The 9,104-nt window shown below is 74.5% G+C and carries 4 protein-coding genes; all 4 read left to right on the top strand.

Features of this window, described 5'->3' with window-relative positions; genetic code table 11:
* Positions 1-2,934, top strand: a 2,934-nt coding sequence (locus ACWERV_RS20395) for a type I polyketide synthase (protein WP_452934873.1), incomplete at its 5' end; no start/stop codon positions are given.
* Between the two features lie 64 nt (positions 2,935-2,998).
* Complete coding sequence (locus ACWERV_RS20390) at positions 2,999-7,591, top strand: type I polyketide synthase (RefSeq protein WP_452934871.1); 4,593 nt, start codon at positions 2,999-3,001, stop codon at positions 7,589-7,591.
* 163 nt (positions 7,592-7,754) lie between these two features.
* Positions 7,755-8,237 carry a flavin reductase family protein gene (locus ACWERV_RS20385; RefSeq protein WP_398190911.1) on the top strand — a complete coding sequence of 161 codons (483 nt, stop codon included), beginning with the start codon at positions 7,755-7,757 and terminating at the stop codon, positions 8,235-8,237.
* 112 nt (positions 8,238-8,349) lie between these two features.
* Positions 8,350-9,063, top strand: coding sequence for an AfsR/SARP family transcriptional regulator (locus ACWERV_RS20380; protein WP_452934868.1), 714 nt, complete (start codon positions 8,350-8,352; stop codon positions 9,061-9,063).
* The last annotated feature ends 41 nt before the right edge of the window (positions 9,064-9,104 follow it).

Here is a 9,104-nt window from a genome sequence, read left to right as displayed (position 1 = left end):
CTGAGCGGTGGCCGGACTGTTGATCTGCCGACGTATGCGTTCCAGCGGCAGCGGTACTGGCTCGAAGCCCCCGCGGTTGCCGGTGATGCCGCCGGTCTCGGTCTGGCTGTGGCCGGGCACGGGCTGCTGGGTGCGGCGGTGGATCTGGCGGATGAGGGTGGTGCGGTTCTCACGGGCAGGCTGTCTCTCGCGGCTCAGCCGTGGCTGGCGGATCACATGGTGCTGGGCAGTGTGCTGCTGCCGGGCACCGCGTTCGTCGACCTGGCCGTCGCAGCCGGCGACCGTGTCGGCGCCGGACACCTCGAAGACCTCACCCTGCACGCACCACTGGTGATCACCGAAGGCCAGGCCGTCCAGTTGCAGGCCACCCTCACCCCCGACGACGGCGGTTACACGCTGGCCGTGCACTCCCGGCCCGACGACGGGAACGGCCCCTGGTCCCGGCACGCCACCGGCCGCCTCACCACCCAGACCGCGGAAGTGGCCGAGCACGCGTCGGCATGGCCTCCCACCGACGCCCAACCCGTCGATGTGGACGGTCTCTACGAGCGTCTCGCCGCCCGGGGTTACGAGTACGGGCCGCTGTTCCAGGGCCTGCAAACGGCCTGGCGCCACCACAACGGGGACGTCTCCGCCGAGATCAACCTGCCCGCCGACGACACCGCCACCGACACCACCGGCGCGTTCGGTATCCACCCGGCCCTCCTCGACGCGGCTCTGCACGCCCTCCTGCTCACCGAGGAGGAGAACGCCGCCGCGCAGGGTGGGGCCAAGCCGTCCGTACTGCTGCCGTTCGCATGGAGCGGAGTCACCCTCCACGCCACCGGCGCGACCACCCTGCACGTCCACTGGACGACCACCGGCGAGAACACCCACGCCCTCACCGCCACCGACCCCACCGGCACCCCCGTCATCACCGCCGACGCCCTCACCGTCCGCGAGACGACCACCGCCCAGCTCGCCGCGCTCAGCCCCGCCGCCCACCCGCTGTACGCGGTGGACTGGGTGCCCGCGCGGGCGGACGGGGGCGCCGGGGCCGGCTTGTCGGCCGTCCTCGGGGAGGACCCGCTCGGCCTGGCTGCCGTGCTCGGCGCGGCGCCGGCCTTCGCGGACCTCGCCGAGCTGCGTGCGGCCGTGGCGGCGGGCGCACCCGCACCGGACACCGTGTTCGTCACCCGAGTCCCGCGCGGGCAGGGGCCGGAAGGCTTCGAGGGCGCCCGCCCGGCCGCGTACGAGATGCTGGCTCTGGTCCAGGAGTGGCTGGGCGAACCGGCGTTGACCGCCGCGCGGCTGGTCGTGGTGACCCGGAGGGCGATCGGCGTCGGTGCGGCGGAGGATGTGCCGGACCTCGCTCACGCGCCGCTGTGGGGCATGCTGCGGTCGGTGCAGTCCGAGCACCCCGACCGCGTCGTGCTGCTGGACGTGGACGGCGGCGCTGCGAGCCTGGAGGCCGTTCCGGCGGCCCTGGCGGTGGGGGAGTCGCAACTCGCGCTGCGCGAGGGGCTCGCGTACGTGCCGAGGCTGGCGGCCGTGGTGCCGGAGCAGGGCGCGGCGACGGCGCCGGCCGGCGCCGGACTCGATCCGGAGGGCACCGTGCTGGTGACCGGGGCGACCGGTGCGCTGGGCGCCCTGGTCGCCCGGCATCTGGCGGCCGAGCACGGCGTTCGCCGGCTGCTGCTGATCAGCCGCAGTGGGCCGAACGCCGCGGGCGCCGGACAGCTGCTGGAGGACCTGAGCGCGCTCGGCGCCTCGGCGGAACTCGTCGCGGGGGACGTGGCCGACCGCGACGTACTGGCGGGGATCGTCGCGTCCGTGCCGGCCGCGCACCCGCTGACCGCGGTGGTGCACGCGGCGGGTGTGCTGGACGACGGGGTGTTCGAGTCACTCACGCCGGACCGCTTCGAGACCGTGTGGCGCCCGAAGGCCGACGCGGCCCAGCACCTGCACGAGTTGACGGAGGGTCTGGACCTCGCCGCCTTTGTGCTGTTCTCCTCCTTCGCCGCGGTGAGCGGCAGCGCGGGCCAGGCGAACTACGCCGCGGCGAACGCCTTCCTGGAAGCGCTGGCCCGGCACCGGCGAGCCGGCGGGCTGGCCGGGACCGCGGTGGCCTGGGGACTGTGGGAGCAGGAGAGCGGGATGACGGGTCACCTGGACGCCGCGGACCTGGCCCGGGTGGAGCGCAGCGGTCTGCTGCCGCTGTCGGCGGAGGCGGGCCTGGAGCTGTTCGACCGCTCGCTGGACCGTACGGCGGGCGGGAACCGTGCGGCGCTGGTGGCGGTGGAGCTGAGCCGTCCGGCGCTGCACGCCCGGGGCGTCGAGGGAACGCTCCCGGCGCTGTTGAGCGGGCTGGTGCAGGCGCGCCGCAGGGGTGCCGCGGAGTCCTCGGCCCTGACGCCGGCGAGGCTGGCCGGGCTGGACGCGGCGGGCCAGACGGCGCTGGTGCTGGACCTGGTGCGGGGCCTGGTGGCCGCGGTGCTGGGACACGCGGAATCCGACGGCGTCGACGCGGACCGGGCGTTCAAGGAACTCGGCTTCGACTCGCTCACGGCGGTCGAGCTGCGCAACCGGCTGAACGCGGCGACCGGGCTGAAGCTGCCCGCGACACTGGTCTTCGACTACCCGACGCCGGCCGCGCTCGCCGCGTTCGTCCGGGACTCGGTCGCCCCGGAGCCGGTCGACCCGGCGGAGGCCGCGGTCGCGGCGGCGATGGCGGAGCTGGAGCGGCTGGAGGCGAGCCTGGCCGTGGTGGCGCCGTCGGAGCCGGACACCCGGCGGGCGATCACAGCGCGGCTTCAGAACGTCCTGCTGAAATGGAACGAGGCGCAGGGCCCGGCCGCGCCCGAGGAGGAGGACGCCGAGGCCCGGCTCCGGGACGCCTCGGCCGCCGAGATCTTCGACTTCATCGACATCCAGCTCGGCCGGGCCGGCAGCTGACCGGACCGCACGCAGACCGAACAGCAGACAGACCCGTCGAACGTCGCCCGGAGGGCTGTGCAGCATGGCAGAGAGCAACGAGGACAAGCTGGTCGAGTACCTCAAGTGGGTGACGGCCGATCTGCAGAAGACCCGTCAGCGGCTGGTCGAGCTGGAGGCCGGACGGCAGGAGCCGATCGCGGTCATCGGCATGGCCTGCCGCTTCCCGGGCGGGGTCGGCAGCCCGGAGGAGCTGTGGCGCCTGGTCGACGGCGGGGTCGACGCGGTCGGGGGCTTCCCGGCGGACCGCGGCTGGGACCTGGAGGCGCTGTACGACGCGGATCCGGATCGCGCCGGTACGTCGTACACCCGCCAGGGCGGGTTCCTGCACGACGCGGGCGATTTCGACCCGGCGTTCTTCGGGATCAGCCCGCGCGAGGCGATAGCGACCGACCCGCAGCAGCGGCTGCTGCTGGAGACGGCCTGGGAGGCGTTCGAGCGGGCCGGGGTCGATCCGGCGTCCCTGCGCGGCAGCCGGACGGGCGTCTTCGCGGGCGTGATGTACGACGACTACGCGGGCCGCTTCGGGCAGGCCCCGGAGGAGTACGAGGCGTTCCTCGGCAACGGCAGCGCCGGCAGTGTCGCGTCCGGCCGGGTGTCGTACACCTTCGGGCTGGAGGGGCCCGCGGTGACGCTGGACACCGCGTGCTCGTCCTCGCTGGTGGCGATGCACCTGGCGAGCCGGTCGCTGCGGCAGGGTGAGACGGACCTGGCACTGGCGGGCGGGGTGGCGGTGATGTCCACCCCGGGGCTGTTCGTGGAGTTCAGCCGGCAGCGCGGCCTCTCTCCGGACGGCCGCTGCCGGTCCTTCGCGGACTCCGCGGACGGCACCGGCTTCTCGGAGGGGGCCGGGCTGCTCCTGCTGGAGCGGCTGTCGGACGCGCAGCGCAACGGCCACCCGGTGCTCGCGGTGATCCGCGGGACGGCGGTGAACCAGGACGGCGCCTCCAACGGGCTGACCGCGCCGAACGGGCCGTCCCAGGTACGGGTGATCCGGCAGGCGCTGGCCGACGCGGGGCTGGAACCGGCCGATGTGGACGCCGTGGAGGCGCACGGCACCGGCACGACGCTCGGCGACCCGATCGAGGCGCAGGCCCTGCTGGCCACCTACGGGCAGGGGCGGCCGCAGGACAGGCCGCTGCGGCTGGGGTCGATCAAGTCGAACATCGGCCACACCCAGGCCGCGGCCGGTGTCGCGGGAGTCATCAAGATGGTGATGGCGATGCGCCACCGGACGCTGCCGAGGACCCTGCACGTCGACGCGCCCTCCGCGCAGGTCGACTGGACGGCAGGGGCGGTCGAGCTGCTCACCGAGCCGGCGCCGTGGGAGGACGCGGGGCGTCCGCGCCGGGCGGGGGTGTCCTCGTTCGGGATCAGCGGCACCAACGCCCATGTGATCGTCGAGGAGGCCCCGGCGGTCACCGACGACGGCGAGCGGGAAGGGACCGGCGCGGCTCCGGCCTGGCCGCTGTCGGCGCGTTCCGCGGCGGCCCTGCGCGAGCAGGCCGGGCGGCTGGCGGAGTACGTCGCAGGGCGGGAGGACGTCACCGAGGCCGAGGTGGCCCGAGTGCTCGCGGGCCGGGCGGAACTCGACCACCGCGCGGTCGTCGTGGCGGCCGACCGCGACCGGCGGCTGAGCGCGCTGCGGGCGCTGGCCCGGGACGGCGCCGGCCCCGGCGTCGTCGAAGGGCACGGCCACGGCCGCCCGGACGGCGCGACCGCCTTCCTGTTCACCGGGCAGGGCAGCCAGCGGCTCGGCATGGGGCGTCAACTGGCCGCGGAGGAGCCGGTCTTCGCCCGCGCGCTGAAGGCAGTGGCGGAGCGGCTGGACCGACACCTGGAACACCCGCTGTTCGACGTGCTGTTCGCAGCGCCGCGTTCGCCCGAGGCGGCACTGCTCGACCGGACCGACTACGCGCAGGCCGCGCTGTTCGCGGTCGAGACGGCGCTGTACCGGATGCTGGAGCACCGCGGCGTCACCGCGGACTATCTGCTCGGTCATTCGGTGGGCGAGGTGGCGGCGGCCCATGCCGCCGGGGTGCTTTCCCTCGACGACGCGGCCGAACTCGTTGCGGTCCGCGGCCGGTTGATGCAGTCCGCACGGGCCGACGGGGCGATGGTGGCGCTCCAGGCCACCGAGGAGGAGACGCTGGCGCTGCTGGCCGGCTCCGAGGGCGTGCTCGCGGTCGCCGCGGTCAACGGCCCCCAGGCGACGGTGGTGTCCGGTGACGCCGTGGCGGTGGCCGAGGTGGCCGCCCGGTGGCGGTCGTCGGGGCGGCGCACCAAGCGGCTGAAGGTCAGCCACGCTTTCCACTCGGCGCACATGGACGGCGTGCTGGAGGAGTTCCGGCAGACCGTCGCGCGGCTGGACTTCCGCGAGCCGTCGATCCCGGTGGTCTCCAACGTCACGGGTGTGGCGACGACCGTGGAGCAACTGCGCTCGCCGGAGTACTGGGCGCAGCAGATCCGCGGCACGGTGCGGTTCCTGGACGGCGTGCGCTTCCTGGCGGACCGCGGCGTGAACGCTTTCCTGGAGCTGGGGCCCGACGCGGTGCTCACCGCGATCGTCAGGGACGCCCTGGCAGCCGATCCGGCGCTGCTCGCACCACTGCTGCGCGGCGACCGCCCCGAGCCGGTGTCGGTGCAGAACGCGCTCGCCCAGGTGTGGGTGCGCGGCGGAGCCGTGGACTGGAGGGCCGGCTTGCCGGAGCCCGCGCGGGACCTGCGCGCGGAGCTGCCGACGTACGCGTTCCAGCGGCGGCGCTACTGGCTGGACGCGCCGCGCCGGCAGGCGGAGGCGGCGGAGTCGCAGGACGACGGCTTCTGGGGCCTGGTGGACGGCGGGGACACCGCGGGCCTGGCGGCGACCCTCGGGCTGGACGCGGCGGGCCGGGAGGCGCTGGAGCGGCTGCTCCCCGCCCTGTCCGGCCGGCGGCGCAGCGCCGGATGGCGCTACCGGCTCGGGTGGCAGCCGACGGTGGACAGCGGTACGGCGGGCCCCTCGGGCGACTGGCTGCTGGTCGTCCCGGAGGCGGCGGCCGGCCACCCCTGGGCGGCGGCCGCGGAGCGGGTGCTGGCCGCCGGCGGCGGCAAGGTGGTGCGGGTGGAGCTGGGGCGCGCCCACGACCAGCCCGCGGTGATGCTGGAACGGCTGGTGACCGCCGTCGAGGCGGAGCGGGTGCAGATCACCGGCGTGCTCTCGCTGCTCGCGCTGGACACCGCTGCCCACCCGTGGGAGCCGTCTCTGCCGGGCGGCCTGGTGACCTCCCTGATGCTGGAGCACCAGATGGGCGAGATGTCCCTCGACGTGCCCCTGTGGTGCGTCACCTCGGGCGCGGTGTCGGTGGCCGGCGAGACCCCGGACGTGGAGCAGGCCCTGGCACAGGGAGTGATGACGGCGGCCTTCACCGAGCCGCGGCTGCACGCGGGCGGCCAGATCGACGTGGCGGGTGCGCCGGACGAGGCGGCCGAGCGCCGGCTGGCCCGGGTGCTGGCCGGGGAGGCGCCGGGCATCGACCAGCTGGCGGTCCGCCCGGACGGCGTCTTCGCCCGGCGGCTGGTCCGGGCACCCGGGACGGAGGGATCCGCGGCGGCGGCGTGGCGGCCGGGCGGAACCGTGCTGGTGGCGGGCGAGGGGCCGGACCCGGTGGTGCGCTGGCTGGTGGGCCTCGGCGCCCGCAGGCTGTTGCTGACGTCCGCCCCCGGCGAGGCGCTGGCGGCGGAACTGGCCGCGGCGGGCGTGGCGGTGGCGACCGGATCGGGGGGCCCGGCGGAGCCGGGTGTGCTGGCCGCGCTGCTGGCCGCCGCTCCGCCGCAGGAGCCGGTGACCGCGGTGATCCACACCGGTGGCGGGCCGCGCGAAGCGGACCCGGGCAACCGCCAGGGCAGGCTGGTGCGTCTGAGCCGGCCCGTCGCCGGGCTGCGCGCGCTGGAGGAGGCGACGGCCGGGCTGGACCTGGACGTCTTCCTGCTGTTCGCGCGTACCGTCGGCGTGCTGGGCGAGCCGGGCACCGCAGGTGAGGCGGCCGGAGCCGCGTACGCGGAGGCAGCGGTGGCGCGACGCCGGGCCGCCGGGCTCCCCGGGACGGTGGTGGTCCGCGGCCCGTGGACGGGCGAGGAGGACTGGGTGCGTCCGGGGCTTCGGCAGACAGAAGCCGAACCGCTGCTGGGCCGGGTCGATCTGTCGGGCGTCGCCGTCCCGCAGGCGCTGCTGGACCTCGACTGGGCCGCGCTCGCCGAGGACGGGCCGGTCCCGCTGCTGGCGGCGCTGGCGGAGGCCGGGCCGGCGCCGGCGGCCGCGCCGGGGGAGCCCTCGGCCGGGGGAGCCGCGGCCCGGCTGCGGGAGCGGCTGGGCGCTCTGGACGAGGACGGCCGGCGGGAGGTGCTGGAGGATCTGGTGCGCGGCCTGGCCGCCGAGGTGCTGGGCCACGGCGACCCGGACGGTCTGGACTTCGGGCTGTCCTTCGTCGACAGCGGGTTCTCGTCGTTCACGGCCCTCGAACTGCGCAACCGGCTGTGCGAAGCCACCGCGCTGGAGCTGCCCCCGGTGGTGGTGCTGGAACACCCGACGCCCGCCGGGCTGGTCGCCCATCTGGGCAAGGAACTCGCCGCCGGCTGACCACCGGGGCGGAGCGAAGGTTACTCAGATCACACCGGTACGTAAGTAGTTTCGCAGATGTGGGACCACCGGGGTCCGAGAGAAGCTGAAGTCACAGGCGACGATGCCCTGCTGGGAATAGCAGGGCATTGTCATGTGCGCTACGAATTGAGGGAAAGTGGTGATGTACGCACCAGTGAGCGGTGCTGTCTTCCGACGGGTGCTCCGGCACCACGCCACTGGAGTAGCAGTGGTGACGACCAGTGGTGAGGCACCGGCCGGATTCACGGCCACATCGGTGGTGTCCCTGTCCGCGGATCCACCGCTGCTGTCCTTCGGGCTCGGCTGTACCGCCTCCTCCTGGCCCGCGTTCGCGACAGCCGACCACGTCGCGGTTCACCTGCTCACCGAGGAGCAGGGCGAAGTCGCCGCGACCTTTGCCCGGAGCGGCATCGACCGCTTCGCCGCGCCCACCGCGTGGCAGCCGGGGCCCTACGGCGTACCGGTGCTGTCGGACGTGCTCGCACTCCTGGTCTGCCGGGTGGTCGACCGGGTGTCCGCCGGTGATCACACGCTCGTGATCGCCGAGCCACGGCACACCGAGTACCGCGAGAACGGCCGTCCGTTGCTTTACCACGACGGGCAGTACCAGAGCCTCTCGCGCTGAAGGGCGTCCGGGAGGGCGCGTCCCGAAAGCTGGACGAAGAGACGGGGAATCTTCGATGCGCTACGAAATCATGGGAAGTCTGCGGGTGCGCGACGGGGAAGCAGTCTCCGCCGTGTCCGCACGCAAGATCGAGACATTACTGGCCGTCCTGCTGATCCGCGTCGACCAGGTGGTGACCGTGTCCCACCTCACCGCGGAGCTGTGGGGCGAGCAGGCCCCCAGGAGGGCGACCGCCGCTCTCCATGTGTACGTCTCGCAGCTGCGCAAGTTCCTCGACCGGCCCGACCGGCCCGAGAACCCGATCGCCACCCACTCGCCCGGCTATCTGCTGAGCCTCGGCGACGACACGCTGGACGTCCACGAGTTCCAGCAGCTGGTGGCCCGTGGCCGCACCGCGATGAAGCGGAACCGCCACGAGGAGGCCTCCGCGGTGCTGGGCCAGGCGCTGACGCTGTGGCGCGGCCCGGTGCTCAGCGAGCTGCGGCACGGCCAGACCGTCAACTCCTTCGCGGCCTGGGCCGAAGAGGCCAGGCTCGAGTGCATCGAGATGCGGACGGACGCCGACCTCGAACTCGGCTGCCATCGCGAACTGGTCGGCCAGCTCTACAGCCTGACGGCCGAGCACCCGCTGCGCGAGGCCTTCCACCGGCAGTTGATGCTGGCCCTGTACCGCTCGGAGCGGCAGAGCGACGCGCTGCGGGTCTACGCCAACGTCCGCAGCACCCTCAACTCCGAGCTGGGCATCGAGCCCGGCCGGGCGCTGCGCGACCTCCAGCGCTCGATCCTGCTGGACGACGGCCGACTGGACCTCCTGCGCGCGAGCTGACCCCTCCGTGCCCGCACCCGACACCCGCGCACGTCTGCCCC

This window comes from Streptomyces sp. NPDC004031 (genome assembly GCF_053604375.1).
Note: the sequence above shows the minus strand (reverse complement) of the source record. Positions and strands in the feature narration are given on the sequence as shown.

Coding starts and splice junctions, on each gene's coding strand:
- ACWERV_RS20390 (WP_452934871.1), top strand. CDS start 2,999: ATGGCAGAGAGCAACGAGGACAAGCTGGTCGAGTACCTCAAGTGGGTG.
- ACWERV_RS20385 (WP_398190911.1), top strand. CDS start 7,755: ATGTACGCACCAGTGAGCGGTGCTGTCTTCCGACGGGTGCTCCGGCAC.